General features: G+C 58.7%; 24 protein-coding genes and 1 tRNA gene. 16 read left to right on the forward strand and 9 right to left on the reverse strand.

Annotation, left to right across the window (positions count from 1 at the left end; genetic code table 11):
- The first annotated feature begins 73 nt into the window (after window positions 1-73).
- On the forward strand, window positions 74-2,032 hold the full coding sequence (acs, locus tag BUE09_RS14115) for an acetate--CoA ligase (protein WP_073301566.1): 1,959 nt from the start codon (window positions 74-76) through the stop codon (window positions 2,030-2,032).
- Between the two features lie 45 nt (window positions 2,033-2,077).
- Here acs and BUE09_RS14120 read toward each other — a convergent pair whose 3' ends face one another.
- The 3 genes from BUE09_RS14120 to BUE09_RS14130 all read right to left on the reverse strand — a co-directional run bounded on the left by BUE09_RS14120 (window position 2,078) and on the right by BUE09_RS14130 (window position 4,455).
- Window positions 2,078-3,196: a mechanosensitive ion channel family protein gene (locus tag BUE09_RS14120; RefSeq protein ID WP_073301569.1), complete on the reverse strand. Its 1,119-nt coding sequence runs from the start codon at window positions 3,194-3,196 to the stop codon at window positions 2,078-2,080.
- Between the two features lie 137 nt (window positions 3,197-3,333).
- Window positions 3,334-3,702: a rhodanese-like domain-containing protein gene (locus BUE09_RS14125; protein WP_073301571.1), complete on the reverse strand. Its 369-nt coding sequence runs from the start codon at window positions 3,700-3,702 to the stop codon at window positions 3,334-3,336.
- A gap of 663 nt (window positions 3,703-4,365) precedes the next feature.
- Window positions 4,366-4,455 (reverse strand) — tRNA-Ser (locus BUE09_RS14130).
- A gap of 229 nt (window positions 4,456-4,684) precedes the next feature.
- On the opposite strand from BUE09_RS14130, the gene BUE09_RS14135 reads away from it, so the two are divergent.
- The 5 genes from BUE09_RS14135 to BUE09_RS14155 all read left to right on the forward strand — a co-directional run bounded on the left by BUE09_RS14135 (window position 4,685) and on the right by BUE09_RS14155 (window position 9,496).
- Window positions 4,685-5,992, forward strand: a complete 1,308-nt coding sequence (locus tag BUE09_RS14135; protein WP_073301573.1) for an HD-GYP domain-containing protein — start codon at window positions 4,685-4,687, stop codon at window positions 5,990-5,992.
- A gap of 122 nt (window positions 5,993-6,114) precedes the next feature.
- On the forward strand, window positions 6,115-6,810 hold the full coding sequence (locus tag BUE09_RS14140) for a crotonase/enoyl-CoA hydratase family protein (protein WP_073301575.1): 696 nt from the start codon (window positions 6,115-6,117) through the stop codon (window positions 6,808-6,810).
- Window positions 6,811-6,928: 118 nt separating this feature from the next.
- Entirely contained in the window at window positions 6,929-8,149 is a 1,221-nt protein-coding gene (locus tag BUE09_RS14145; RefSeq protein ID WP_073301577.1) for an aspartate aminotransferase family protein, read from the forward strand.
- A gap of 65 nt (window positions 8,150-8,214) precedes the next feature.
- Window positions 8,215-8,502 carry a topoisomerase II gene (locus BUE09_RS14150; protein WP_073301579.1) on the forward strand — a complete coding sequence of 96 codons (288 nt, stop codon included), beginning with the start codon at window positions 8,215-8,217 and terminating at the stop codon, window positions 8,500-8,502.
- Between the two features lie 10 nt (window positions 8,503-8,512).
- Window positions 8,513-9,496 (forward strand): succinylglutamate desuccinylase, encoded by a 984-nt coding sequence (locus BUE09_RS14155; protein WP_073302013.1) that lies wholly within the window; start codon window positions 8,513-8,515, stop codon window positions 9,494-9,496.
- A 211-nt stretch (window positions 9,497-9,707) separates the two neighbouring features.
- Here BUE09_RS14155 and BUE09_RS14160 read toward each other — a convergent pair whose 3' ends face one another.
- From BUE09_RS14160 to BUE09_RS20280, 3 genes are all read right to left on the reverse strand, one after another.
- Window positions 9,708-10,055, reverse strand: coding sequence for a YgaP family membrane protein (locus BUE09_RS14160; RefSeq protein ID WP_073301581.1), 348 nt, complete (start codon window positions 10,053-10,055; stop codon window positions 9,708-9,710).
- A gap of 122 nt (window positions 10,056-10,177) precedes the next feature.
- Entirely contained in the window at window positions 10,178-12,211 is a 2,034-nt protein-coding gene (locus tag BUE09_RS14165; RefSeq protein WP_073301583.1) for a S9 family peptidase, read from the reverse strand.
- A gap of 184 nt (window positions 12,212-12,395) precedes the next feature.
- Complete coding sequence (locus BUE09_RS20280) at window positions 12,396-12,641, reverse strand: hypothetical protein (protein ID WP_073301585.1); 246 nt, start codon at window positions 12,639-12,641, stop codon at window positions 12,396-12,398.
- Window positions 12,642-12,658: 17 nt separating this feature from the next.
- Between BUE09_RS20280 and fadB the strand changes: the two genes are divergently transcribed.
- From fadB to BUE09_RS14195, 5 genes are all read left to right on the forward strand, one after another.
- Window positions 12,659-14,806, forward strand: coding sequence for a fatty acid oxidation complex subunit alpha FadB (gene fadB, locus BUE09_RS14175; protein ID WP_073301587.1), 2,148 nt, complete (start codon window positions 12,659-12,661; stop codon window positions 14,804-14,806).
- 17 nt (window positions 14,807-14,823) lie between these two features.
- Window positions 14,824-15,999: an acetyl-CoA C-acyltransferase FadA gene (fadA, locus tag BUE09_RS14180; protein WP_073301589.1), complete on the forward strand. Its 1,176-nt coding sequence runs from the start codon at window positions 14,824-14,826 to the stop codon at window positions 15,997-15,999.
- Between the two features lie 79 nt (window positions 16,000-16,078).
- Window positions 16,079-16,306, forward strand: a complete 228-nt coding sequence (locus tag BUE09_RS14185) for a DUF1653 domain-containing protein (protein WP_073301591.1) — start codon at window positions 16,079-16,081, stop codon at window positions 16,304-16,306.
- 309 nt (window positions 16,307-16,615) lie between these two features.
- On the forward strand, window positions 16,616-19,228 hold the full coding sequence (gene topA / locus BUE09_RS14190; protein ID WP_073301593.1) for a type I DNA topoisomerase: 2,613 nt from the start codon (window positions 16,616-16,618) through the stop codon (window positions 19,226-19,228).
- A 76-nt stretch (window positions 19,229-19,304) separates the two neighbouring features.
- Window positions 19,305-19,823 carry a DUF6586 family protein gene (locus tag BUE09_RS14195; RefSeq protein WP_073301595.1) on the forward strand — a complete coding sequence of 173 codons (519 nt, stop codon included), beginning with the start codon at window positions 19,305-19,307 and terminating at the stop codon, window positions 19,821-19,823.
- 37 nt (window positions 19,824-19,860) lie between these two features.
- On the opposite strand, the gene BUE09_RS14200 is transcribed toward BUE09_RS14195, so the two are convergent.
- Window positions 19,861-20,700: a DMT family transporter gene (locus BUE09_RS14200; RefSeq protein ID WP_073301597.1), complete on the reverse strand. Its 840-nt coding sequence runs from the start codon at window positions 20,698-20,700 to the stop codon at window positions 19,861-19,863.
- A 177-nt stretch (window positions 20,701-20,877) separates the two neighbouring features.
- On the opposite strand from BUE09_RS14200, the gene BUE09_RS14205 reads away from it, so the two are divergent.
- Window positions 20,878-21,114, forward strand: a complete 237-nt coding sequence (locus tag BUE09_RS14205) for a hypothetical protein (protein ID WP_073301600.1) — start codon at window positions 20,878-20,880, stop codon at window positions 21,112-21,114.
- A gap of 74 nt (window positions 21,115-21,188) precedes the next feature.
- Here the strand turns inward: BUE09_RS14205 and sulA are convergent, their stop codons facing one another.
- Together sulA and lexA are read right to left on the reverse strand one after the other, a co-directional pair.
- The gene (sulA, locus tag BUE09_RS14210; protein WP_073301602.1) at window positions 21,189-21,668 is read right to left on the reverse strand and encodes an SOS-induced cell division inhibitor SulA; all 480 of its coding nucleotides are present in this window, start codon (window positions 21,666-21,668) and stop codon (window positions 21,189-21,191) included.
- A gap of 10 nt (window positions 21,669-21,678) precedes the next feature.
- Window positions 21,679-22,287, reverse strand: a complete 609-nt coding sequence (lexA, locus tag BUE09_RS14215) for a transcriptional repressor LexA (RefSeq protein ID WP_073301604.1) — start codon at window positions 22,285-22,287, stop codon at window positions 21,679-21,681.
- Window positions 22,288-22,485: 198 nt separating this feature from the next.
- Between lexA and BUE09_RS14220 the strand changes: the two genes are divergently transcribed.
- From BUE09_RS14220 to BUE09_RS14235, 4 genes are read left to right on the forward strand one after another with little or no spacing between them, the layout of a single operon-like run.
- A complete protein-coding gene (locus BUE09_RS14220) occupies window positions 22,486-23,193 on the forward strand; it encodes a TetR/AcrR family transcriptional regulator (protein WP_073301607.1) in 708 nt (235 codons plus the stop codon).
- 39 nt (window positions 23,194-23,232) lie between these two features.
- Window positions 23,233-23,772 (forward strand): L,D-transpeptidase, encoded by a 540-nt coding sequence (locus BUE09_RS14225; protein WP_073301609.1) that lies wholly within the window; start codon window positions 23,233-23,235, stop codon window positions 23,770-23,772.
- Window position 23,773: 1 nt separating this feature from the next.
- Window positions 23,774-24,772, forward strand: a complete 999-nt coding sequence (nagZ, locus tag BUE09_RS14230) for a beta-N-acetylhexosaminidase (RefSeq protein ID WP_073301611.1) — start codon at window positions 23,774-23,776, stop codon at window positions 24,770-24,772.
- A gap of 14 nt (window positions 24,773-24,786) precedes the next feature.
- Window positions 24,787-25,524: an S-methyl-5'-thioinosine phosphorylase gene (locus BUE09_RS14235; RefSeq protein WP_073301613.1), complete on the forward strand. Its 738-nt coding sequence runs from the start codon at window positions 24,787-24,789 to the stop codon at window positions 25,522-25,524.
- The last annotated feature ends 7 nt before the right edge of the window (window positions 25,525-25,531 follow it).

The raw sequence follows: 25,531 nt of genomic DNA on the forward strand, positions 1-25,531 counted from the left end.
TTGATTCGTATGGTTCGCCTGTGAGACAGGGTTGTTCGAGACGATAACAAGACCGACGAATGAGGTATTCGCCATGAGTGCTACGTCCCTGTATCCGGTAAGTCCAGAGGCGGCTGCTCAGTCGCTGACCGATGAAGCCACTTACAAAGCCATGTATCAACAGTCTGTGGTCAACCCTGACGGCTTCTGGCGTGAGCAGGCCGAACGTATCGACTGGATCAAGCCGTTCACGCAGGTCAAGCAGACGTCCTTCGATGACCACCATGTCGACATCAAGTGGTTCGCCGATGGCACCCTGAACGTAGCGGCCAATTGTCTGGATCGCCATCTCGAAACCCGCGGCGATGAAATTGCGATCATCTGGGAAGGTGACGACCCGGCCGAACACCGTGAAATCACCTACCGCGAGCTGCATCATGAGGTGAGCAAGTTCGCTAATGCATTACGTGGGCAGGATGTGCATCGGGGCGACGTGGTTACCCTCTACATGCCGATGGTCCCCGAAGTTGCCGTGGCGATGCTGGCATGTGCACGCATCGGCGCGATTCACTCGGTGGTCTTCGGTGGTTTCTCGCCAGAAGCTTTGGCCGGAAGGATCATCGATGGCAATTCCAAGGTAGTGATCACTGCCGATGAAGGGCTGCGGGGTGGTAAACGGGTGCCGTTGAAGGCCAATGTGGATGAGGCGCTGACCAACCCGCAGACGCGTTGTGTGCAGAAGATTATCGTGGTGCGGCGTACCGGAGGTGACATCCGCTGGCATCCGCATCGCGACATCTGGTACGAAGACCTGATGCGCGTGGCTGGGGATGTTTGCGCGCCAAAGGAGATGGGTGCGGAGGAGCCGCTGTTCATCCTCTACACCTCGGGCTCGACCGGCAAACCGAAGGGCGTGCTGCATACCTCCGGCGGTTACCTGCTCTACGCAGCCCTGACCCACGAGCGGGTATTTGATTACCGGCCGGGCGAGATCTACTGGTGTACTGCCGACGTCGGCTGGATCACCGGGCACAGCTACATCCTTTACGGGCCGCTGGCTAATGGCGCCACAACGCTGATATATGAGGGAGTGCCGAACTATCCGGATGTCACGCGGATCGCGAAGATCGTCGACAAGCATCAGGTGAACATCCTTTACACCGCACCGACTGCAATTCGTTCGATGATGGCCGAAGGCCCGGCAGCGATGGAGGGCGCCGATGGTTCGAGTCTGCGCTTGCTCGGTACCGTGGGTGAACCGATCAATCCTGAGGCCTGGCACTGGTATTACGAGACGGTCGGCAAATCACACTGCCCGATCGTCGACACCTGGTGGCAAACCGAGACGGGGGGCATTCTGATCAGCCCGTTGCCAGGCGCAACGGCTCTGAAACCAGGGTCCGCGACACGGCCGTTCTTCGGCATCGTACCTGGGTTGGTGGACAACCTTGGCAACCTGCTCGAAGGGGCGACCGAGGGCAATCTGGTCATTCTCGACTCATGGCCTGGGCAGATGCGTGGCATCTATCGCGACCACGATCGCTTCGTCGATACCTACTTCAAGACCTTTCGCGGTATGTATTTCACCGGTGATGGTGCCCGGCGCGACGAGGACGGCTACTACTGGATCACGGGTCGGGTCGATGATGTGCTGAACGTTTCCGGGCATCGCATGGGTACTGCGGAAATCGAAAGCGCCATGGTCGCTCACCGCAAGGTGGCCGAGGCGGCTGTGGTCGGCGTGCCGCATCCGCTTAAGGGGCAAGGTATCTATGTTTACGTCACGCTAGTGGCTGGGGAGGAGCCTTCTGATCAGCTGCGCCAGGAACTGCAACAGTGGGTGCGCAAGGAGATCGGGCCAATTGCTGTGCCCGATGCGATCCAGTGGGCGCCGGGCTTACCGAAGACACGTTCAGGCAAGATCATGCGACGCATCTTGCGCAAGATCGCCACCGACGAGTACGACGCCTTGGGCGATATCTCGACCTTGGCCGATCCTGGCGTGGTGCCGCAGCTGATCGAAACGCACAAGAAAATGTCTCCGATGAGTTGATGGGTTGACGACCCCGGCCTTAGGGTCAGGGCGCCATGGGAACCCTCAATTCGCCCGTTGGCTTTGCGTCTCCTGGTTGGCGGCCGGTTTTTCCTGCGGCACACCCGCCACCGTCACCTCTGGAAACTGCCCGCCGATGAACTCGACACTGCGGGTGGGGAAGGCGAATTGCAGGCCCATCTGGCGGATGCCGTCCAGCAGCTGCAAGTTGATCTCCTGCTGGGCGTCCATGTAGGCGTTGTAGTCCGAGACCTGCATGATGTAGACGACTTCAAACGTCAGCTGGCTGTCGTCGAAGGCCAGGAAATGCGCGCGGTCGAAGTTGGCGTTTTCGATGCCATCGATGATGCGTTTCACCAACGCCGAAACTTCGCGCACCTTGTCCGATGGCGTGTTGTAGGTGATTCCGAACTTGAACACGATGCGACGCGTGTTCATGCGCTTGTAGTTGTGCAGGATTTGCTTGAGCAGATCGGCATTGGCGCAGACGATCTGTTCGCCGCTGAGGGCGCGAATCCGCGTCGTCTTGAGCCCGATGTGCTCGATGTTCCCGGCGACTGCACCAAAGACGACGAAGTCGCCGATTTCGAAAGGCTTGTCGACGCCGATCGACAGCGAAGCGAAGATATCGCTGAGCAGCGTCTGCACCGCGAGGGCAATGGCAATACCGCCGACACCCAGACTGGCGACCATCGCCGTGATATCGACGCCCAGGTTCGCCAGAATCGACAGCAACATCATTGTCCAGATAACGATTCGGACCATGATTCCAATGATGGTCGTGGTGACCGGATTTCGCGCTTTGCCGTCTTGGGTCAGGCTTTCCATCCACAGGCGAACCGCCGTGTCCATCCACAAAGCGATCTGGAACGCCAGTGCGATGAACCAGCCGTGTGACATCGCTGTTTCCCAGCGCTCTGGCAGGTCGACGATCTTAAGAGCGATCAGCAGCGATAGGGCGATCAGCAAAACGTGACTGGTTCGGCTGAGCATCTCTGCGGCGATGCCAACAAAACCGCTTCTGGAGCCCTTTGCCATCTTGCGAAGACGGTTGGTGATGATCCGCAGGATGGCCTGCAGGATGAGATAGCTGACAAGCGTGATGCCAACAATTATGGCGATGTTGATCCAGAGGCCTTCGTTCAACACTACGTCCCAATTCATCAAACTGGTTTCCTCCCGGTATGCGCGACCAAGCGCTTAAGCAATGGCTCCTTTTTCAGTAGCCACTGCAGCGCAATAGTTCCCAGCAGAAGGGAGGTGAAAGAGGAAGGCGCGCGCGCGGCGTAAGGTGAGTGCTTTCAGCGAAGCGGCACGAGCCCGTTCAACTCCTGATAACCGCCAGCGTTGATTACCTGGCTATAACCCAACTCCTGGAGCAGAGCCTGTGCGGCTGATGCTCTGCGGCCGCTGCGGCAGTAGAGCACTACGGGAGCATTTTTATCTGGGGCAATAGTGGCGATGTGCTCAGTAAGATCTTCCGTCTCGATACGCGTGGCACCGGGTAAGGCGCCTTCGGCAAACTCCTGTTCGGTGCGCACGTCGATCAGGACGCTGTCCGCTCGCTGCAATGCTTCCAGCGCGGCTGGCTGCTCGACCTGACCTCCATTGGCGGCAGTGGTCACTACCGTTGCAGTCATTAGAAATAACAGTCGGGACAGCGTTTTCATAGGGTGCCTCATTCTGGCGGTATCAACTGATTAGACGCGTGAGGTTCGGCAATATCAGAATTACTGCTGTGGCGAACAGGATCATCGTAGCCTGTCTAACCTTCTTCTGTTTGAACATGATGGCGGCCTTTTAATTGTTCTGGTTATTCTCAGGGGCAGCCTCGCTGTCCCAGACCGATCTCGAGCTTGCGAGTTGTAATTCAAGCTTTCGTTAAAGAAAGCAATATGCGGGCCACGCAAAACCGATGGTTGTTTAGTGCGCCCCGTCAGTGGCGTGGCGCTGCCCTCGCGGGCTGCTGGCAATCTGATTGCGTAGCGGGGGCTTCGACTAGAGTGCTGTGGTTTCGACTTCGAGCGCGGCTGGTCTCGCCTAGCTCTAGCCTATATGGGCGCGGCCAGCCTCGGGACGAAGTGTCTGCATCATCGTCAGCGAGAAGCCGCTCGGTGACTTTGGATGCCGCATCGCCGGATGGCTCGATTGGAAACGTCTTCTTTTTCGAAGCTTCCAATGCGGGTGGAATCGAAACACCAAGGGCAGCCGTGCAGCGTTGCGCTTGTCCCTGAATGATTGACTCAGATTCAGCGCGTAAACGCGGGATGCCTTTTCGAAACGTATGTGATAGAAACGACAAAGCCTCGATAAACGAGGCTTTGTGTTTGATCTGGCGGTGAGGGTGGGATTCGAACCCACGATACGATTTCTCGTATACACACTTTCCAGGCGTGCTCCTTCAACCGCTCGGACACCTCACCGGGTCTCGAAAGGCGCGATGTCCTTCGAGGCGCGCTAATGTAGCCGAAGAACCAGCGGATGGCAAAAAGTTTTTTAGTTTTTTCATGCGGTTAAGGAGGATGTTGGAAAACCGGGTAGGCTAGCGTGGTAATGAACCTATCGTTGCTCTAGGGTTCGAACGGCGAAGATACTGCTGTAAGCCTGTGCGCAATTATGCGCAGTGAATAGTGAGAGCCAGGAAAGGCTTCGATGAAGTTATTCAGAACAAAGCGTAAGCGGCCTGAGGTGGCAGAGATCCCCACCAAACGTCGCCTGCATGTCAGCCATTTGGTACTCGGGATGTATATCTGTGAGTTGGATCGGCCGTGGCGGCAGACGGACTTCCTGTTCCAAGGCTTCCCCTTGCTTAAGCTCGAGCACATCCAGGCGGTGCGCGAACGTTGTGATTACGTGTTCGTTGATGACACTCGCCGCGTGATGATCGATCAGGGACAGATGATCGTACCTTCGGCGACGCCGCTGCGCGTGACGCGCAAGATGGCCCGCATCCCGCTGTCGCTTGAGGTGGAGGAAGCGCGCGAGGCCTATATCAGCAGTACGCTGGTTCTGGATCAGGTTCTACTGGACGTCCAGCAGGGTCGGGCGATTGATACCAAGGCTTGTCAGGCATTGGTTAAGCGAAACCTCGAAAGCATGCTTCGTAACGAAAGCGCCATGCTCTGGTTGACGCGTCTGAAGACTCAGGATCTTTATACGAGTCTGCACTGCCTTTCTGTATCTATCCTGGCAATGGGATTTGGAACGCACCTAGGGTTGGCCGACGACAAGATCGAACTATTGGGCATTGCGGGGCTGCTACATGATGTAGGCAAGATGAAGATCGATCCGGCGATCCTGAACAAGCCGGGCAAGCTGACCGAGGAAGAATTCCAGCACATCAAGTTGCACCCGACGTTTGGTTTTCAGGCCCTGTGCAGTCAGGAAGACATTCCTGCCGCTGCGGTTCACGCGGCGCATGGCCATCATGAACGGTTGGATGGCAAAGGTTATCCGCAGGGGCTTGACCAGTACCAGATCCCGTTTGTCACTCGGGTGATTACTATAGTCGACGCCTTCGATGCGATTACCAGCCACCGTGCCTATGACGATGCACGCCCGATCCAGACAGCGTACGACGTGTTGCGCAGCAGCGCCGGGCAGCAATTCGACGAAGCGTTGGTTCATGAATTCATCCGCTGGCTCGGCGTGTTTCCGGTAGGAACATTGGTGGAGCTGCACACGGGAGAGGTCGGGTTGGTGCTGGAGAAGCATGCACAACTGCACCTTAGGCCGAAGGTCGTGGTGTTGCGTGATGCGAACAAGATGCCTTGTGAGCCTCGTTATCTCGACCTGTCCCAGCTGACAGTCGATGCCGATGGAACGCCTTACAGGATCAGCAGCGGGATTCCGGACGGCTCCCACGGTCTGTTCATTGCTGACCCTCAGTTGCAGGCAATCCTGCATCCCGAACTGCTTGCAGTCTTCGAGCTCGAACCGGAGCCAGTCGACGACTGTTAGTTTTGCCCCTGTGTCGCCAGGCGCTGCCAGTTGCAAACCATGACTTATCGGTCAGTCACGATGCTTTACCTCTCGGGTTCTGCTGGGTAACGTCTGTGGACTATCAACAAGGAATATTCGTCATGAGTGATCTGGTTTCCTACGAAATCGAAGACGGCATCGCCACGCTGACGCTGAATAACGGCAAGGTCAATGCACTGTCTCCGGCCATGTTCGACGCGCTCAACGCGGCTTTCGACCGCGCCGAGCAGGACCGCGCCGTGGTGATCCTCACTGGGCAGCCGGGCATTCTCTCCGGTGGCTATGATCTCAAGGTCATGACCTCGGGGCCGGAAAACGCCATTTCGCTGGTAACCACGGGCTCGAAGTTTACGTTGCGAATGCTGGCTCATCCTTTCCCGATCGTCGCCGCCTGTTCGGGGCACGCGATTGCCAAAGGCGCCTTCCTGCTGCTCTCGTCGGATTACCGCATCGGTGTCGAGGGCGCGTTCAATATCGGTCTGAATGAAGTTCAGATCGGTATGACCATGCACCATTCGGGTATCGAACTGGCTCGTGACCGTCTGACCAAGCCGGCTTTTCAGCGCTCGGTAATCAATGGCGAAATCTTCAATCCACAAGCTGCAGTCGAGGCGGGTTTCCTTGACAAGATAGTGCCGGCCAGTGAGCTGATGGATGCCGCCAAAGCGGCGGCGACCCAGTTGAAGAAGATCAACATGACTGCGCACAAGAACACCAAGCTCAAGGCACGCAAGGCCTTGCTCGAAACCTTGGAGCGGGCCATTGAGCTCGATCAGCAGCATTCGATCGTGTCCTGAAGAGAATTTTCGCCGGGCCGCCCATTGCTGGCGGGCCTGCGTTTAAACTGCGCATGCAACGCCCCGCCATGGCGGGGCGTTTTATTTCCTATTCGTGTCGCATCGCAGGAGAGTCCTGATGTCCGCCCCGCACACCCCGGTAGAACGCGCTGATTTCGACCAGGTCATTGTTCCCACCTTTGCACCTGCTGCCTTCATCCCCCTACGTGGACAGGGCTCGCGAGTCTGGGATCAGAGCGGGCGAGAACTGATCGACTTCACCGGCGGCATCGCGGTCAACGTGCTTGGCCATGCTCATCCGGCACTGGTAAGCGCGTTGACCGAGCAGGCGGGCAAGCTCTGGCACATCTCCAATATCTTTACCAATGAACCGGCGTTGCGTCTCGCCAAGAAGCTGACTGTCGCTACTTTCGCCGACCGGGCCTTCTTCTGTAACTCCGGTGCCGAAGCCAACGAGGCGGCCTTCAAGCTGGCGCGCCGTTACGCTCATGACAAATTCGGGCCGGAGAAATGCGAAATCATCTCTGCGGTTAACAGCTTCCATGGTAGGACGCTCTTTACGGTGACGGTGGGCGGGCAGCCAAAGTATTCCGATGGTTTCGGGCCCAAGATCCAAGGCATCAGCCATGTCGCCTACAACGATCTCGATGCGCTCGCCGCGGCCATATCAGACAAGACCTGCGCGGTGGTGCTGGAACCGATTCAGGGTGAAAGCGGCGTTCTGCCGGCCGATCAGGCGTACCTCGAAGGCGCGCGCAAGCTCTGCGACCAGCACAACGCACTGCTGATCTTGGATGAAGTCCAGACCGGCATGGGCCGTACCGGTGAGCTGTTCGCCTATATGAATTACGGCGTTACGCCAGACATCCTGACCAACGCCAAGAGTCTGGGTGGTGGCTTCCCGATCGGCATGATGTTGACCGCCAACGAAATCGCTGCGCATTTCAGCGTCGGCACCCATGGCACCACATATGGCGGCAATCCGCTGGCGTGCGCAGTGGCCGAGGCGGTGGTTGATATCGTCAATACTCCTGAGGTGCTGGGCGGTGTCAGGGATCGGCATGAGCGCTTCAAGCGTGGCCTGCTGGAGATTGGCCAGCGCTATGGTTTGTTCAGCCAGGTGCGTGGCATGGGCATGTTGATTGGCTGCGTGCTGAACGATGCCTGGAAAGGTCGCGCACGTGAAATCTTCGATGCGGCAGAGCGCGAAGCGCTGATGATTCTGCAGGCTGGGCCCGACGTAATCCGTTTGGCCCCTAGCCTGATCATCGAAGAGGCCGATATCGCGGAAGGTCTTGCCCGCTTCGACCGTGCCGCTGCGAAGCTGACCCAGGCCTGAATTCCAGGTCTACCCTTGGCAGGACGGCGCGCTGTCCTGCACCTTTTCCCTATTGAGAATCTGCCATGAGCGATAGCCTGCAACTAATCCTTGAAGACGTAGACGGTACCCAGCTGGAGACCTCCTGCACCCGTTTCGCCGTGATGTGGCAGGGGCGTGAGGTTTGGATTCAGCAGGTTGGCAACAATCAGTTGATGATTGGTGTTGACGTCGAAGACGGCGACACCGAGTACGCCAATCTGCTGCTGCGGCCGTTGGCGACCAACTTGGTTAGCCTTGAGCTTGAAATGGAGCCGGTTGAGTCCGGCGAGGATGACCACGTCCATGGCCCGGACTGTAACCACGACCACTGACGGCGCCGAAATGCTGGCACTGGGCCGGCTGTTGGCGCTGACGGTTGCCGGCCAGGTGCCGGCTGAGAGCGTACAGTTCACGGATGACGGTGCCCGGCTGCAATGGCTGGGCGAGGGTGCGCTGGAGGTCACGCCGGCGAACGGCCAGGATACTGGGCTCGATCTGGTGCTGTCGGCAGGCGTGCACGGCTGTGAACTCATCCCGATCGAATTGCTGGATCGCCTGATCCAGGCAATCGGACGCAACGAGATCCGACCGCGGGCGCGACTGTTGCTGTTGTTCTGCAACCCGCCCGCGATGCGTCAGGGCGTACGTAGGGTCGGCTCGGATCTGAATCGGCTGTTCTGTGGCAGGCATGCCGATAACCTCAGCGACGAGGCGAGCCGCGCCGCGCAACTTGAAGCGTGGGTGGCGCAGTTTTTTTCCGAGTCTGGCCGTCGCCGTTGGCACTATGACCTGCACTCCGCGATGCGTGCATCGAAGCTGCCGCAATTCGCGGTCTGTCCCTGGGTGCCGGATCGTGAAGTCTCGACCGAAAGCCTGCTGCGCCTTCGGCAGGCAGCGGTAGAGGCGGTGCTGGTGCAGGAAAAGCCGTCAGGAACCTTCAGCGCCCACACCGCGACGCGTCACGGTGCCGAGGCGTTTACCCTGGAAATGGCAGAGGCGGCCGAAGGCACATGGCCTGATTGCCTCGACGGGTTTCTGCAGGCCGCCCGTCACTGGATCGAAGCGGCGCCTTCGGGGCAACTGCATATGCAGCAACCCCCGAAGGCGTTCCGGTTGTCGCGGGAAATCATCAAGCGCAGCGAGCGGTTCGCCCTGCGCCTGCCAGCGGATATTGAAAACTTCACCGCGTTACCAATCGGTACGCTGCTGGCCGAGGATGAAGGCGTTCGCTGGGTGGTTGAAGAGCCGGACGCGCATATCCTGTTTCCGCTGGCCGACGTCGCGATCGGTGAACGCGCTGGACTGATCGTCGTTCCGCGAGGCTGAGTTGACTACGTCCGGCTGCTGCTGAAGCACATTGCAGCCGGCGGCCAGGCTTTCGCCTTTATCGGAAGCATTTAGTTTCGGCCGCTGGCGGGCGCATACCACCATAAGCAAGCTGGATATGGCTGTTCATGAGTGGTGCTAGAGCTTTGCCCTCAGGACAAAGCTTTCTTGCGGCTCTGTTCCGCTGGTGGCGGCCCCAGCAGCAGACTGATCAGACCCCGGTTGGCGGGTTGCTAAGCGAGTCGTTGCCGGTCACGGTGGCAGTGCCGGTAGCGGCCTGAGCGTTGGCTTTCAAGCGAACATCGTCCGCTTCACTGCGCTCGAGTGGCATGCTCCGGGAATTGCCTTCTGCCATTTTGGCATGCTCACTCACTTCGCAAAGTACGCGTTTGGCTTCGCAGTGGCCGGTGAAGCCGCGCGTCAGGGCCATGCCACCTATGGCCAGCTGAACCAGCCCGCCCAAGCCGCCCCGGCCGAGGCCTTTGCCAACAAAGTACAGCCCGCCGATGATGGATGCGGCGCGCTCCCAGCCCTGCACGTTCTGCGATGTCCTGCTCATGCCTATACACTCCAAATAGTGGTATGAGAGGTGACCTCGGCACGCTGGTGCCGTTCCGACCGCAAGTCGGCGGACGAGCTCCGAGTGTGAGTATTGAACGGCACTGCCACATGGCGGCCCGCTTACCGATCAGCCATGCCGAAGACCTTGAGCACGAACGCGTATTCCAGCGCGACGTCCTTGAGCGCTTGATAACGACCGCTCATGCCGCCATGCCCGGCACCGAATTCGGTTTTGAGCAGCAGCAGGTTGTTGTCGGTTTTGTTGGCGCGCAGTTTGGCTACCCATTTCGCAGCTTCCCAATACTGCACGCGACTGTCGTTGTAGCCAGCCACGGCGAGTATCGCCGGGTAGGGTTGATTGCGCACGTTTTCATAAGGGGCATATGCCTTTATTCGGGCATGAACTTCTGGCTGATTTGGATCGCCCCATTCGTCGTATTCGGTGACCGTCAGCGGCAGGTCCGCGTTGAGCATGGTGTTCAGCACATCGACGAAGGGCACCTCGGCAATCGCGGCGCCGAACAGTTCAGGTCGTAGATTCAGCGCCGCGCCGATCAGCAATCCCCCGGCACTGCCACCACTAATCGCGAGTCGACCTGGTTCGGTGTAGCCATCGCCTATCAGTTTCTCGGCGCAGGCAATGAAGTCGCCGAAGGTGTTCGGCTTGTGCTCCAGCTTTCCGGCGCGGTACCAGGCTTCGCCAAGATCGCCACCGCCTCGAACGTGGGCAATGGCGAACACGAATCCGCGATCTAGTAGAGACAAGCGTGCATGAGAGAACCACGGATCGAGACTGTGGCCGTACGCGCCGTAACCGTAGAGATACAGCGGCGCTGGTTTGCCGAGAAGCTCGCGGCGACCGACCAGGCTGATCGGTACCTGGGTACCGTCGGCGGCCGTCGCCCAGATGCGGCGGCTTTCGTAGGCATCGGCATCGAACGGGCCTTCGACCGGTGTTTCCTTGAGCACCTTCTGATCGCCGTCGACCAGGTTCAACTGGCGAATCTGCGCGGGACGGTTCAGGGCCTCATAGCGCAGCCGAATGACCGGGCTATCGAATTCCAGTGTGTTATGAACATGCAGGCTGTAAGCCGCGTCGGGTAATTGCACCCGATAATGGCTGCCCTCTGCGGGCCGAACCTCGATGATGGGCAGTCCCGATTCCCGCAGGCTCAGCGTGACCGCCCCTGCGTTCAGGCTGACGTCCTCGAGCATCACCGAGTCGCTGTGGCCGATCAGTTCTTGCCACTGATCGCGCTGTGGCGTGGCCTCTGGTGCGTGATAAAGCGCGAAGTTTATCCCGGCCTGGTTGCTACGAATCAGCCAGCGCCATTCTCCATCCAGCAAGCCATGGTCGGGGTAGTATTCATGGTCTTCCTGGCGTGGCGCGAGGCAATCCCAGTCGCCATCAGGCTCATCCGCTGATAGCACCCAGGCTTCGCTGGTGGTCTTGCTGTTGGAAAGAATCACCAGCTGACGTTCGGAGCTGGCTCGGTAGCAGTGAACGAAATAGCGGCCGTCCGGATCGTGGTAGACCTCGGTGCGCTCGCCGTACCCCAGACGATGGCGATAGATCTTGTGAGGCCTGTGAGTATCGTCGAGTTCGCCGTAGAACAGCGTCTGATTGTCGTTAGCCCAAGTCATGCTCCCGTCGCAATCTTCGAAGGGCAGGGCAGTCACCTCGCCGGTGTGCAGATCCTTGACGAACAGTTGATAAATCTCATCACCTTGCGTGTCGAGGCTGTAAGCCAGTTTGCTGTGGTCCTGGCTGACGCTGAACGCGCCCAGCGACAGGAACCCTCCGGCTGCCAATTCATTGGGATCGAGCAAGAGCTGCTCGGCACTTTCGTCCACAGTGAACGAGCCGTCTGCGGGTCGGGGGCAGCGGTAGTGACGCGGATACTCATCACCGGCGGTGGTGCGCTGGTAGTAAAGCCAAGGCCCCCAGGGTGACGGCAGTGAAAGGTCTGTCTCGCGGATGCGGCCCTTGATCTCCTGAAACAGTGCCTCACGCAGCCCCGCCTGGTCGGCAAGCTGATCCTCTAAATAGGCGTTCTCGGCCTTGAGGTAATCGAGCACCTCGGGTGCGTCACGACTCTCCAGCCATTTATACGGATCAACACCAGCATCCGTACGAGCAATCGGGGCAGACATGTGAAACTCCTGAGCGCAGCTGCGTACTGGCGCAGCGTTACGAAATGGGTGGCAGGCGGCGAGTGTACTAACGCCTTGCCAGTTTGTGACGATCCTATGCTGTGAGGGTTCATTGACCCTCCCGCGCGCATCAGCGGTGTGAATGCACGTCAATGAACAAAAACGCTCGCGTTCAGCTGCAGCATTACCGGCCTTGGCTAGGCTTACCGGTCTGATCGCTCATGGGCACCTTGGTGTGATCGGTCAGCCGATTGACAATGGATCGCTTTTCCATGAAGGTGTGCTCACCCAAATCAAACGGGCGTATGAATCGAGCGTTTGCCACGCAAATGCCGTCAGCCCGGTTTATCGTGTCGGTGGGTGTCGTTTCACTGGTAACGGTGACGGTCTTCGGGCCGATGACGTGCGACACGTAACGTTTAGCTTCCATACCGTGGAGATCAGTTGATGATTTACGAAGGTAAAGCCATCACGGTTAAGGCTCTTGAGAGCGGCATCGTCGAATTGAATTTCGACCTCAAGGGTGAGTCCGTCAACAAGTTCAATCGCCTCACCCTCAATGACCTTCGTCAGGCCGTCGACGCCATCAAGGCCGACAGCTCCGTCAAAGGCGTTATCGTTACCAGCGGCAAGGATGTATTCATCGTCGGTGCGGACATCACCGAATTCGTCGAGAACTTCAAGCTGTCCGATGAGGAGCTGGTCGCCGGCAACCTCGAAGCGAACAAGATCTTCAGTGATTTCGAAGACCTGGGTGTCCCGACGGTCGCTGCCATCAACGGCATCGCATTGGGCGGTGGTTTCGAGATGTGCATGGCGGCGGACTACCGTGTCATGTCTACCGTGGCGAAAGTTGGTCTGCCGGAAGTGAAACTTGGCATCTACCCAGGCTTCGGCGGGACCGTTCGCCTGCCGCGTCTGATCGGCGTCGATAACGCTGTCGAGTGGATTGCCTCCGGCAAGGAAAACCGCGCTGAAGACGCGCTCAAGGTTCGCGCCGTAGACGCTGTGGTTGCTCCCGAGCAGCTGCAGGCCGCCGCGCTGGATCTGGTCAAGCGCGCCATCTCCGGCGAGCTGGACTACAAGGCCAAGCGTCAGCCGAAGCTGGACAAGCTCAAGCTCAACGCCATCGAGCAAATGATGGCTTTCGAAACCTCCAAGGGTTTCGTGGCTGGTCAAGCGGGCCCGAACTACCCGGCGCCGGTTGAAGCGATCAAGACCATTCAGAAAGCCGCCAATTTCGGGCGCGACAAAGCGATCGAAGTCGAGGCCGCTGGCTTCGTCAAACTCGCCAAGACGTCGGTTGCGCAAAGCCTGGTTGGCCTGTTCCTGAGCGATCAGGAGCTGAAGAAAAAAGCCAAGGCCTACGACAAGCAAGCCCGTGACGTGAAGTTGGCTGCCGTACTGGGTGCCGGCATCATGGGTGGCGGTATTGCCTACCAGTCGGCTGTCAAAGGCACGCCGATCCTGATGAAGGATATCCGCGAAGAGGGTATCCAGATGGGCCTGAACGAGGCCTCCAAGCTGCTCGGCAAGCGCGTCGAGAAAGGTCGCCTGACGCCAGCGAAGATGGCCGAGGCGCTCAATGCCATTCGTCCCACCATGTCGTACGGTGACTTCGGTCACGTCGACATCGTCGTCGAAGCTGTTGTCGAAAACCCGAAGATCAAGCAGTCGGTACTGGCCGAAGTCGAAGGTCTGGTGCGTGATGATGCGATCATCGCCTCGAACACCTCGACCATCTCCATCAGCCTGCTGGCCCAGGCGCTCAAGCGTCCGGAAAACTTCTGCGGCATGCACTTCTTCAACCCGGTGCACATGATGCCGCTGGTGGAAGTGATCCGTGGCGAGAAGACCAGCGAAACCGCGATCGCCACCACCGTTGCTTACGCCAAGAAAATGGGTAAGAGCCCTGTCGTGGTCAATGATTGCCCAGGCTTCCTGGTCAACCGCGTCCTGTTCCCATATTTCGGCGGCTTCGCCCGCGCCATCGCTCACGGTGTGGACTTCGTCCGCGCTGACAAGGTGATGGAGAAGTTCGGCTGGCCGATGGGCCCGGCCTACCTGATGGACGTCGTCGGCATGGACACAGGCCATCACGGTCGTGACGTCATGGCCGAAGGCTTCCCGGATCGCATGAAGGATGACACCCGTACGGCTGTTGATGTGATGTATGACGCCAACCGCCTCGGTCAGAAGAACGGCAAGGGCTTCTATGTCTACGAGATGGACAAGAAGGGCAAGCCGAAGAAGGTGGTCGATCCGCAATCCTACGAGCTGCTCAAGCCGGTGGTCAGCGAGACTCGCGAGCTGTCCGACGAGGACATCATCAACTACATGATGATCCCGCTGTGCCTGGAAACGGTCCGCTGCCTGGAAGACAACATCGTCGAAACCGCTGCCGAAGCTGATATGGGCTTGATCTACGGCATCGGTTTCCCTCCCTTCCGTGGTGGTGCACTGCGCTACATCGATTCGATCGGTGTCGCCGAGTTCGTGGCCTTGGCCGACAAGTACGCCGACCTGGGTCCGCTGTATCAGCCGACTGCGAAGCTGCGTGAAATGGCTGCCAACGGCCAGCGCTTCTACGGTTAATTGAGGAAAAAAGAGATATGAGCCTTAATCCGAGAGACGTCGTCATTGTCGACTTCGGCCGTACCCCGATGGGTCGTTCCAAGGGCGGCATGCACCGCAACACCCGCGCCGAGACCATGTCCGCGCACCTGATCGATGGCTTGCTGGCACGCAACTCCAAGGTTGATCCAGCTGAAGTGGAGGACGTGATCTGGGGCTGCGTCAACCAGACCCTGGAGCAGGGCTGGAACGTGGCCCGCATGGCCTCGCTGCTGACCCGAATCCCGCACACCAGCGCTGCGCAGACCGTCAGCCGCCTGTGTGGCTCCTCCATGAGTGCGCTGCATACCGCTGCTCAGGCGATCATGACCGGCAACGGTGACGTCTTTGTCGTCGGTGGTGTCGAGCACATGGGCCACGTCGGCATGATGCATGGTGTCGATCCGAACCCGCAGCTGTCGCTGTACGCGGCCAAAGCGTCCGGCATGATGGGTCTGACCGCTGAGATGTTGGGCAAGATGCATGGCATCACCCGCGAGCAGCAGGATGCCTTCGGCGAGCGTTCGCATCGTCTGGCGCACAAGGCCACCGTCGACGGCATGTTCAAGGATGAAATCATCCCGATGGAAGGCTACGACGAAAATGGTTTCCTCAAGGTCTTCGACTACGACGAAACCATTCGCCCCGAGACCACCCTCGAAAGCCTGGCGGCGCTGAAGCCTGCTTTCAACCCGAAGGGCGGCACCGTGACTGCTGGTACGTCTTCGCAGATCACCGACGGTGCGTCCTGCATGATCGTCATGTCGGCGCAGCGTGCGCAGGATCTGGGCATCCAGCCGATGGCTGTGATTCGCTCCATGGCCCTGGCGGGTGTGGACCCGGCAATCATGGGTTACGGCCCGGTGCCGGCGACTCAGAAGGCGCTCAAGCGTGCTGGTCTGACCATGGACGACATTGATTTCGTCGAGCTGAACGAAGCCTTCGCCGCTCAGGCATTGCCTGTGCTGAAGGATCTCAAGCTGCTCGACAAGATGGAGCAGAAGGTCAACCTTCATGGTGGCGCCATCGCGCTGGGTCACCCGTTCGGTTGCTCGGGCGCTCGTATTTCGGGCACCCTGTTGAACGTGATGAAACAGAACGGCGGTACGCTGGGCGTGTCCACAATGTGCATCGGCCTCGGTCAGGGCATCACCACGGTGTTCGAACGCGTCTAAGCTATTTGGCGGCACGGAAGCCGGGGCCTTGTGCCCCGGTTTTTATTTTTGATGAGTGATTTTTTCAGAGGCAGCCGCGATGCAAGTCACGCCAGGCCGTTACCGCCATTACAAAGGCCCCGAGTATCGCGTATACGCAGTCGCTCGACATTCCGAAACGGAAGAGTCAGTGGTCTTCTATCAGGCGCTATACGGCGATTTCGGGCTATGGGTTCGTCCGCTCTCGATGTTTACCGAAACGGTCGAGGTCGACGGCGAAACGCTTCCCCGTTTTGCCCTGATCGAAGCCGAGCCCGCTCGTTTTTAAGCAATATCTGCAGGAGCTGGCTTAACCCCTGCGCTTGACCTCGGCTCTATCGCCACTATATATAGCGGTGCTTTCGGACCGAGTGAAGATGACGCTCCTCGGTTTAGGACGATAAAACCCAACCGGGCAGCTAGGCTGCCAATGGATTTTCGGTCATGGGTGCAAATGTTTTTTGGGGCAGTTGATTGCTCTCGCGGCTGGTAAGGCTGCTTCGCTTCTTATATTGGCAGGCCGGATGACGTTTCAACGTCGGGCTGTTGCCGGTTCAACAATCTCAGTTCACCTCTCGATTCAGGAACTCTCCTCTCCATGGGTAAATCGCTGGTCATCGTGGAATCACCGGCCAAGGCCAAGACAATCAACAAGTATTTGGGCAACCAATACGTGGTGAAGTCGAGTATCGGCCACATCCGCGACCTTCCCACCAGCGGCTCTGCCAACAAGGAGCCGGTCAAGCGCGGTAAGGCTGCTGCGGCCGAAGCTCCGGCGCTTTCGCCGAAGGAGAAGGCCAAGCGTCAGCTGTTTACCCGTATGGGCATCGACCCCGAGCATGGCTGGAAGGCGAAGTACGAAATCCTGCCGGGCAAGGAAAAAGTCATCGATGAGCTTCGTCGCCTGGCCAAGGAAGCCGACACCATCTATCTCGCGACCGACTTGGATAGAGAAGGGGAGGCCATCGCCTGGCACCTGCGCGAGTCCATTGGCGGCGATGACAGTCGCTACAAGCGCGTGGTGTTCAACGAGATCACCAAGAAGGCGATCCAGGAGGCCTTCTCCAAGCCGGGCGACCTGGATATCAACCGCGTCAATGCTCAGCAAGCGCGGCGCTTCCTCGATCGTGTCGTGGGCTACATGGTCTCGCCGCTGCTCTGGTCGAAGATTGCCCGTGGGCTTTCGGCCGGTCGCGTTCAGTCGGTTGCCGTGAAGCTGGTGGTAGAGCGCGAGCGAGAGATCCGGGCGTTCGTTCCGGAAGAATATTGGGAAGTACACGCGGACCTCGGTACGAGCGGCAATGCCAACGTTCGCTTCGAGGTCTCTCGCGAGAATGGCGAAGCCTTCAAACCCCTCAACGAAGCGCATGCCATGGCGGCGCTCGAGCAGCTCAAGGATTCGAGCTACAGCGTCACCAAGCGCGAGGACAAGCCGACCAGCAGCAAGCCGTCCGCGCCGTTCATCACATCAACTCTGCAGCAGGCGGCGAGCAACCGATTAGGGTTTGGCGTTAAGAAAACCATGATGATGGCGCAGCGTCTCTACGAGGCTGGCTACATCACCTACATGCGTACCGACTCGACCAATCTGTCGGCCGATGCGCTGACGATGGTTCGTGGATTCATCGAAGACGAGTTTGGCGGCAAGTATCTGCCGGAAAAGCCCAACTTCTACTCCAGCAAGGAAGGCGCTCAGGAAGCTCACGAGGCGATTCGTCCATCGGACGTTAATCTGCGCCCAGCGCAGCTGACGGGAATGGAACGAGACGCCGAGCGCCTCTATGACCTTATCTGGCGCCAGTTCGTCGCGTGCCAGATGCCATCTGCCCAGTATCTGTCGACGAGCGTGACGGTCACTGCCGGCAACTTCGAGCTGCGCGCCAAGGGCCGCATTCTCAAATTTGACGGTTACACCAAGGTCATGCCGCAGCAAAGCAAGAGCGGCGAAGACGACGTGCTGCCGGAGATGAACAAGGGCGATGGGATGAAGCTGATCAAGCTCGACCCGAGCCAACACTTCACCAAGCCGCCGGCGCGCTATTCGGAAGCGAGCCTGGTCAAGGAGATGGAGAAGCGTGGCATCGGCCGTCCATCGACCTATGCGGCGATCATCTCGACGATTCAGGACCGCGGCTACGTCTCTCTGCACAACCGCCGGTTCTATTCCGAGAAGATGGGCGACATCGTTACCGAGCGCCTGTCAGAAAGCTTCAACAATTTGATGGATTACGGTTTTACAGCCGGCATGGAGGAAAACCTCGACGACGTTGCCCAGGGCGAGCGGGAGTGGAAGCACGTACTCGATGAGTTTTATGGCGATTTCAAGAAAAAGCTCGAGGTGGCCGAGGCCGGCGAGAATGGCATGCGTGCAAACCAGCCGACCCTGACCGACATTCCCTGCAAGGTTTGCGGTCGGCCGATGATGATTCGCACAGCGTCAACCGGCGTCTTCCTCGGTTGTTCCGGCTACAGCCTGCCGCCTAAGGAGCGCTGCAAGTCCACGGTCAACCTCATCCCTGGCGATGAGATTGCCGCTGATGACGAAGGTGAGTCCGAATCCCGAGTGCTGTTGGGCAAACATCGTTGCCCGATCTGCAGCACGGCGATGGATGCCTATCTGCTCGACGAAACCCATAAGCTGCATATCTGTGGCAACAACCCCGACTGCACCGGTTACGAAATCGAAGAGGGTCAGTACCGCATCAAGGGCTATGAGGGGCCGAGCCTGGAATGCGACAAATGCGGCAGTGAAATGCAGCTCAAGACGGGCCGCTTTGGCAAGTTCTTCGGCTGCACGAACGCCGAATGCAAGAACACGCGTAAATTGCTCAGAAGCGGTGAGGCGGCTCCGCCGAAGATGGATGCGGTGAAGATGCCTGAGCTTAAATGTGAAAAGGTCGACGACACCTACGTGTTGCGTGACGGCGCGTCCGGTTTGTTCCTGGCCGCCAGCCAGTTCCCGAAAAACCGTGAGACCCGCGCACCCCTGGTGCTGGAGCTGATCCCCCATAAGGACGAGATCGACCCGAAGTATCACTTTCTGCTGACCGCGCCTAAGAAGGACTCGGAAGGGCGCGCAGCGGTGATCCGCTTCAGCCGCAAGACCAAGGAGCAATACGTCCAAACAGAGGTCAATGGAAAGCCGACCGGCTGGAAGGCGTTCTTTGATGGCGGCAAGTGGAAGGTAGAGGACAAGAGCACCGGCAAGTAACTGGCAATCGCGAGTCGGAACCCGGTTTTCCACGGGCTTCGACTCGTAGCGTTTCAATTCCTGGGAGACCGTCGCCATGGCTCATGAGCTGTACACCCGCACCAACCAGAAAATCTACTTCGCCGGACTCGCACTCGAAAACTGGCGGCGGGTCGAAGAGAACGGTGCGATGAATGCACCAGGCCTTATCCAGGCAGAGCGCGAGGCTAGCCTTTTTCATCTGTACGGCGCCTTGTTGGGATTGTGTCACGAGATCGCTGGCTACTATCGCCTGCCCGAAGCCAGCGCACCGCGTCCAGAATTGCTGCTGGCGCCCTCTGCACAGGGCTCATCATCAAGCCCCGAACTCGCTGAGCTGATCGAGCTGGCCGAGCATTCCGAAACATGGTTGGCGCAACTGCTGAAAGCACACTCGGCACTATTCGAGCCGCCTCGTGAACCTGCCAAGGCCAAGACCGATCCAACCATGCCGTTGATCGAGGCCGTCAGTGTGGAAGAACAAGTGCCAGCATTGGCGCGGGAAGAGCTGGAGGCCTGGCGCCGCAGTTTGAAAGAGCTGGCATTACGCTTTCGCGAGTCGCTTACCGAGTGGTAAGCGAATGAGGTGCAACGGAACGAAGTTTGCGATTGCATCAGCTGCGTTGCTTGAACCCTAGAACCAGAGCGATACCGCCGAGAATCGCAAGGCCGGCGATCAGCAACTTTCCGGTCAAGGGCTCCCCTAGCAACAGGCTCCCCGCCAGCGCTGTAATTAGCGGCACGCTCAGTTGCACGCTGGCAGCCTGGATAGCTCCGAGGCCGGGGAGTGCTGCATACCAGATGGCATAACCGATGCCAGAGGTCAAACCGCCAGACAGCAGCGCAAAGACCACTCCGGCGCTGTCCCACTCCAGATTGTTCAGCGCAAGCAGGCATAGCAAGATGACGATTGGCAGGGTGCGAATGAAGTTGCCGGCGGTAGCAGCCAGCGAGTCCGCCGTACCCTTACCCAATAACGAATAGGTTCCCCACGCCACGCCGGCCAGCACCATCAGCAGCGAAGCCGATAGCGGCGGCGTACTCGTGCCGGGTAGCAGGAGTGCTACTAGGCCAGCGCCTGCCAAAAGCATTCCGACACTCTGCCTCCAATGCAGGCGCTCGCCCTTCAGTATCCCCCAGGCGATCATGCTCAACTGCACGGCTCCGAACAACAACAGCGCACCAGCACCCGCATCAAGGTTGAGATAGGCATAGGAAAACGAGACTGCATAAGTGAACAGTGCAAAGGCGCCGCGCCAACTGGCTAAGGACGAAGAAGGTCGTTTGCGCAGACATACCAATAGCCACAGCACCAGTGCCCCAGCAAAAAGGCGCAGGGCTGTGAAGCTGGCCGGATCGATCTGACTGTCACGTAGTGCTGCACGGCAAAGCAGTGAGTTACCGGCGAAGGCAAACATGGCCAGCGCAGTCAATAGCAGGGTTCTTAGCGTCATTCTACGATCCGGTCCACGATTGGCCGCTATCCTACTGTGCCGTCGCGTTACTGCGCATCTGCTTCTGCCTGCGCGAGACTGTGCGGTGATCCAGCATCGCGTCTCGGCAGCTAGACCCAAAGGCTGCCGGCAGGCCGGTCGGCTGTTACAATGCGCCGTTTTCAAGGGAGCATGCTCATGCCAACGTCTTTTCTGGAGATCGTCGAGCTACCCGACGGCAGCATTGTGCTGCGTCGCGCCGAGGACGAAGGCGTATTGGTCACGCTGGATTTTTCCGACGATGCCAAGGCGTTCCTGCAAGGTCAGCATGTCGAGATTGCCAAGGCTATGTTCAACACTGGCGTGCAGATGGCGGGTCGGGTATCGGAAGGTGACTTCGAGCGGGAGGAAGAGGGGCCGCGCGTACTGCATTGAGGCTTGGATGCCTGGTTGCCTTTGCGGCACCTGGCGGGTTTCGGCACATCCTTATGCCGAGTGGCTGGGGCGTATCAGCTACCCAGACGTATATTCAAACTTTGTGCATTACCCTGAGCGGCCGCTACACGAAGCTTCAGTCGGCTCGCCTTATCGAGTCGTGGGAACCAGGTAATGACCGTGTGGCTGCAGCCTGATACCAATGCCTTGCATCCCAGTTCAAGGGCAGTCTGACTTTCACGAGCTTGGAGCAACAGGATACGGTCACGATTCAGTCCGGTTTCTCGCAGCCAACTTTGTGAAATCGACGCAGGTGGAGCAATCACGGTGAGCCAGCGCGTATCTGCTGCCTCACTGAGATCGCGCAGTATGGGGGCGAGCAGCTGGCGGCAGTGATCCCCGCTACCGGTCAGCGTCATTTCGCTCAGGCAGTCGTCGGCGGGATGTGGAGCTTGAGGTACCTCGCCGAACGGTGTCAGGCGATGCGCGATTAACCCATCGAACAAGGGAAGCTGCGGGGGTTTGCCTGCGGTGGGGTGCGGATGGTACTGCATGAACCTCTCCTTAGCGGCGTATGACGCCGACGCTCAAACCTTCGATAACCAACTCTTGCTGTTCGAGATCAATTTCAATAGGCGCAAACTCGGGATTTTCAGCGAGCAGCCAGACCCTGCTGCCTTCACGTTTGAAACGCTTAACGGTTACTTCGTCATCGATGCGAGCCACGACTACCTGTCCATTACGCGCTTCGCGCGTGGTATGGACCGCTAGCAAGTCCCCATCAAATATGCCGATATCCTTCATGCTCATGCCGTGCACGCGCAGTAGATAATCGGCCTTCGGCTGGAAAAATGAAGGATTGATCTGGCAAGATTCTTCGACATGTTGCTGCGCCAGAATTGGCGCACCGGCAGCAACCCGGCCAATTACCGGTAAACCGTTGTCCTCTGCAGCAGGCTCGAAACCCGGAATACGTATCCCGCGAGAAGCGCCGGGCGTCATCTCGATGGCTCCTTTGCGAGCCAAAGCCTTGAGGTGTTCCTCCGCCGCGTTGGGTGATTTGAAACCCAGTTCCTGAGCAATCTCGGCACGGGTCGGCGGGTAGCCGTTGTCTTCAAGGCAGCGCTTGATGAACGCGAGAATTTCCGACTGGCGAGGGGTCAGTTTGATCATCGAATGGGTCTCTGTTCTTTTATACAGTGACTGGGATTATATACAGTGCCGATTGCTTGGCAATCGTTGTTTGAAGTAGACGCAGGCTATCTCTGATCACGCTTTGAACCCGTTGCCAGAGTTATTTGGCGTTATGTCGGTTGACTTGGGGTAGGTTGAAACGTAAGTTTCAAACAGATGTTTGTCGGGAGAGAGGGCATGGCGCAGTCCGAAACAGTCGAGCGTATTCTGGACGCGGCGGAGCAGCTATTCGCTGAGAAGGGGTTCGCCGAGACGTCGCTGCGTCTGATCACCAGCAAAGCGGGCGTCAACCTGGCCGCCGTGAATTATCACTTCGGCTCAAAAAAAGCGCTTATTCAGGCTGTTTTTTCGCGTTTTCTGGGTCCATTCTGCGTGAGCCTCGAGCGTGAGCTCGACAGACGCGAAGCGCAATCCGACAGGAAGGAAAGTCTCGAGGAGCTGCTTGAGATTCTGGTTGAGCAGGCCCTGGCAGTAACGCCACGCAGTGGCGATGACCTGTCCATTTTCATGCGCCTGCTCGGGCTTTCGTTCAGTCAGAGCCAGGGTCACCTGCGTCGTTATCTTGAGGACATGTACGGCAAGGTATTCCGCCGCTATATGCATCGAGTCCACGAGGCCGCTCCATCAATCCCACCAATTGAATTGTTCTGGCGGGTGCATTTCATGCTCGGCGCAGCCGCGTTCAGCATGTCGGGGATCAAGGCTCTTCGGGCGATCGCCGAGAACGATTTTGGCGCCAGGACTTCAATCGAACAGGTCATGCGCATGATGGTGCCGTTCCTTGCTGCGGGAATGCGGGCCGATTCAGGTGTGGCTGATCCTGGACTTGTTCAGGCACATCCGATTGCCCGGCGTAACGCGCTGGCGATGCCGACCAAGGGTTAGGGTGCATCCTCAGAGCGCGATCAGCTAAGCTAGCCGCCCATGACTGACCTCGATTTCCTCCACGTTTCGATCGCTGACCAGATGCTGTACGGTTTTACCGGTTCCCGCCTGCGGCTCCGGTTGCCAGTGTCGACTGCGCTTAATGGCGTAGGCGAGCGTAATGGCTCTGGTTGTACGCCGCGAGGTCGCCACCGGGTGCGTGCGCGTATTGGTGAGGGCCTGCCTTTGGGCGCGGTGTTGCGTGGACGACGCTGGACCGGTGAGGTATGGAATGCTGACCTACATGACCAGTATCCTGGCCGTGACTGGATTCTGACCCGAATTCTATGGCTTAGCGGCTGTGAGGCTGGCTATAACCGGATGGGGTCGGTGGATACCTTCCGTCGCTATATATATATGCATGGCACGCCGGACTCTGAGCCTATGGGCATACCGCGCTCTCATGGCTGCATCAGGATGCGCAATGCCGATCTGCTCGAGCTTTTCCCTCGTGTGCCCGCTGGTTGTGCCGTGCATATCGGCGAAGCAGCATGTCCGGACTGGTCGAGCGCAACACTTATTCAAGGATTCGCCGACTGACATGCAAGGCTCTTTGATGCTGGACGTAGCGGGTACCTGGCTGACCGCCGAGGATCGCCAGCTATTACGCCAGCCGGAAGTAGGTGGGCTGATTTTGTTTGCCCGCAATATCGAAAATCCGCGTCAGGTTGAGGCGCTTTGCCGCTCCATTCGGGCGGTGCGGCCTGATCTTTTGCTAGCAGTCGATCAAGAGGGCGGGCGCGTCCAGCGGCTGCGGCGTGATTTCGTTCGACTGCCAGCGATGCGCGATTTCGCCTCGCATGCCAACGCGCAGGAACTGGCAGAAGTATGCGGTTGGATCATGGCGACCGAGGTGCTTGCTGTCGGGTTGGATTTCAGCTTTGCGCCAGTGCTGGACCTCGATCATCAGCGCAGTGCAGTGGTGGGCACACGTGCATTCGAGGGCGACCCGCAACGCGCCAGTGAGTTGGCAGGCGCCTTCATCAAGGGTATGCATGGCGCCGGAATGGCAACCACCGGCAAACACTTTCCCGGCCATGGCTGGGCAGAAGCAGATTCCCATGTGGCGATACCGGTCGACGAACGCGGGCTGGATGAGCTTCGTAATCAGGATCTTGTTCCTTTCTACAGGCTGGCGAACCAGCTTGACGCCGTAATGCCGGCGCATGTGATCTATCCGCAGGTGGATGACAAGCCGGCCGGTTTTTCCCAGCGCTGGTTACAGGGCATCCTGCGCAAGGAGCTGGGTTTCCGCGGAGTGATCTTCAGTGATGACCTGTCGATGGCCGGTGCGCATGTGGCAGGTGATGCTGCGAGCCGCATCGAGGCGGCGCTGTCAGCGGGTTGCGACATGGGACTGGTGTGCAACGATCGAGCGGCCGCCGAGCTGGCATTGTCTGCCCTGCAGCGTCTCGGAGCGCGGCCGTCACCGGCTTTGGGCCGGATGCGCAGCCGCGCGTCAGACTCTTCGATGTACAAGCAGGACCCGCGTTGGCGCGCCTCCATCGCTGCGCTCAAAACAGCCGAATTGATCGTTTGACCAAAGGAACATAGATGACTGTCCATGCCATTATCGGCGGGACCGGGCTTACCGAGCTGCCTGGGCTGTCCCTGCATGAGGCGGTTTCCATGCAGACGCCGTACGGGCCGCCGTCGGCCGATATTCTGCGCGGCTACTATGCCGGTCACGAAGTGCTGTTCCTCGCGCGTCACGGGTATCCTCACCGGGTTCCGCCGCATCAGGTGAACTATCGCGCCAACTTGTGGGCATTGAAGCGCGCTGGCGCAGAGTCGGTCATCGCAGTGAACGCCGTTGGTGGCATTCATCCGGCCATGGGTGCCGGCCATCTATGTGTGCCGCATCAGCTCATCGATTACACCTTTGGCCGCGAGCACACATTCTTCGAGGGTGACATCGAGCATGTCACCCACGTCGATTTCAGTTACCCCTATGACGAACTCTTGCGTCAGCGCCTGATTGCCGGTCTGGCAGCTGAGCGCTGTCTGTTCAGCAGCCACGGCGTGTATGGCTGCACTCAAGGGCCGCGGCTGGAAACGGTTGCCGAAATCGCCAGGATGGAGCGTGATGGTTGCGATATCGTCGGGATGACCGGTATGCCTGAAGCAGTATTGGCGCGTGAGCTGGAGCTTCCATATGCCTGTCTGGCTCTGGTGGTCAATCCGGCCGCGGGCAAGACGAGCGGGGTCATCACCATGGCGCAAATCGAGGCCGCGCTGGCTGACGGAATCGTCAAGGTGCGTGCGGTGCTGGCACGCGCGCTGGTTGGTTGAGTGTAAG

Origin of the sequence: Stutzerimonas xanthomarina DSM 18231, assembly GCF_900129835.1 — a bacterium.
Taxonomy (GTDB): domain Bacteria; phylum Pseudomonadota; class Gammaproteobacteria; order Pseudomonadales; family Pseudomonadaceae; genus Stutzerimonas; species Stutzerimonas xanthomarina.

Bases quoted from the DNA above. Each gene is read 5' to 3' on its own strand.
- BUE09_RS14160 (WP_073301581.1), bottom strand. From the start codon at position 10,055: ATGAGCAGGACATCGCAGAACGTGCAGGGCTGGGAGCGCGCCGCATCC.
- acs (WP_073301566.1), top strand. From the start codon at position 74: ATGAGTGCTACGTCCCTGTATCCGGTAAGTCCAGAGGCGGCTGCTCAG.
- BUE09_RS14140 (WP_073301575.1), top strand. From the start codon at position 6,115: ATGAGTGATCTGGTTTCCTACGAAATCGAAGACGGCATCGCCACGCTG.
- BUE09_RS14200 (WP_073301597.1), bottom strand. From the start codon at position 20,700: ATGACGCTAAGAACCCTGCTATTGACTGCGCTGGCCATGTTTGCCTTC.
- BUE09_RS14185 (WP_073301591.1), top strand. From the start codon at position 16,079: ATGCAAGTCACGCCAGGCCGTTACCGCCATTACAAAGGCCCCGAGTAT.
- BUE09_RS14150 (WP_073301579.1), top strand. From the start codon at position 8,215: ATGAGCGATAGCCTGCAACTAATCCTTGAAGACGTAGACGGTACCCAG.
- nagZ (WP_073301611.1), top strand. From the start codon at position 23,774: ATGCAAGGCTCTTTGATGCTGGACGTAGCGGGTACCTGGCTGACCGCC.
- BUE09_RS14120 (WP_073301569.1), bottom strand. From the start codon at position 3,196: ATGAATTGGGACGTAGTGTTGAACGAAGGCCTCTGGATCAACATCGCC.
- BUE09_RS14165 (WP_073301583.1), bottom strand. From the start codon at position 12,211: ATGTCTGCCCCGATTGCTCGTACGGATGCTGGTGTTGATCCGTATAAA.
- lexA (WP_073301604.1), bottom strand. From the start codon at position 22,287: ATGATCAAACTGACCCCTCGCCAGTCGGAAATTCTCGCGTTCATCAAG.
- BUE09_RS20280 (WP_073301585.1), bottom strand. From the start codon at position 12,641: ATGGAAGCTAAACGTTACGTGTCGCACGTCATCGGCCCGAAGACCGTC.
- BUE09_RS14220 (WP_073301607.1), top strand. From the start codon at position 22,486: ATGGCGCAGTCCGAAACAGTCGAGCGTATTCTGGACGCGGCGGAGCAG.
- BUE09_RS14125 (WP_073301571.1), bottom strand. From the start codon at position 3,702: ATGAAAACGCTGTCCCGACTGTTATTTCTAATGACTGCAACGGTAGTG.
- BUE09_RS14225 (WP_073301609.1), top strand. From the start codon at position 23,233: ATGACTGACCTCGATTTCCTCCACGTTTCGATCGCTGACCAGATGCTG.
- BUE09_RS14155 (WP_073302013.1), top strand. From the start codon at position 8,513: ATGCTGGCACTGGGCCGGCTGTTGGCGCTGACGGTTGCCGGCCAGGTG.
- fadB (WP_073301587.1), top strand. From the start codon at position 12,659: ATGATTTACGAAGGTAAAGCCATCACGGTTAAGGCTCTTGAGAGCGGC.
- BUE09_RS14135 (WP_073301573.1), top strand. From the start codon at position 4,685: ATGAAGTTATTCAGAACAAAGCGTAAGCGGCCTGAGGTGGCAGAGATC.
- BUE09_RS14235 (WP_073301613.1), top strand. From the start codon at position 24,787: ATGACTGTCCATGCCATTATCGGCGGGACCGGGCTTACCGAGCTGCCT.
- topA (WP_073301593.1), top strand. From the start codon at position 16,616: ATGGGTAAATCGCTGGTCATCGTGGAATCACCGGCCAAGGCCAAGACA.
- BUE09_RS14145 (WP_073301577.1), top strand. From the start codon at position 6,929: ATGTCCGCCCCGCACACCCCGGTAGAACGCGCTGATTTCGACCAGGTC.
- fadA (WP_073301589.1), top strand. From the start codon at position 14,824: ATGAGCCTTAATCCGAGAGACGTCGTCATTGTCGACTTCGGCCGTACC.
- sulA (WP_073301602.1), bottom strand. From the start codon at position 21,668: ATGCAGTACCATCCGCACCCCACCGCAGGCAAACCCCCGCAGCTTCCC.
- BUE09_RS14205 (WP_073301600.1), top strand. From the start codon at position 20,878: ATGCCAACGTCTTTTCTGGAGATCGTCGAGCTACCCGACGGCAGCATT.
- BUE09_RS14195 (WP_073301595.1), top strand. From the start codon at position 19,305: ATGGCTCATGAGCTGTACACCCGCACCAACCAGAAAATCTACTTCGCC.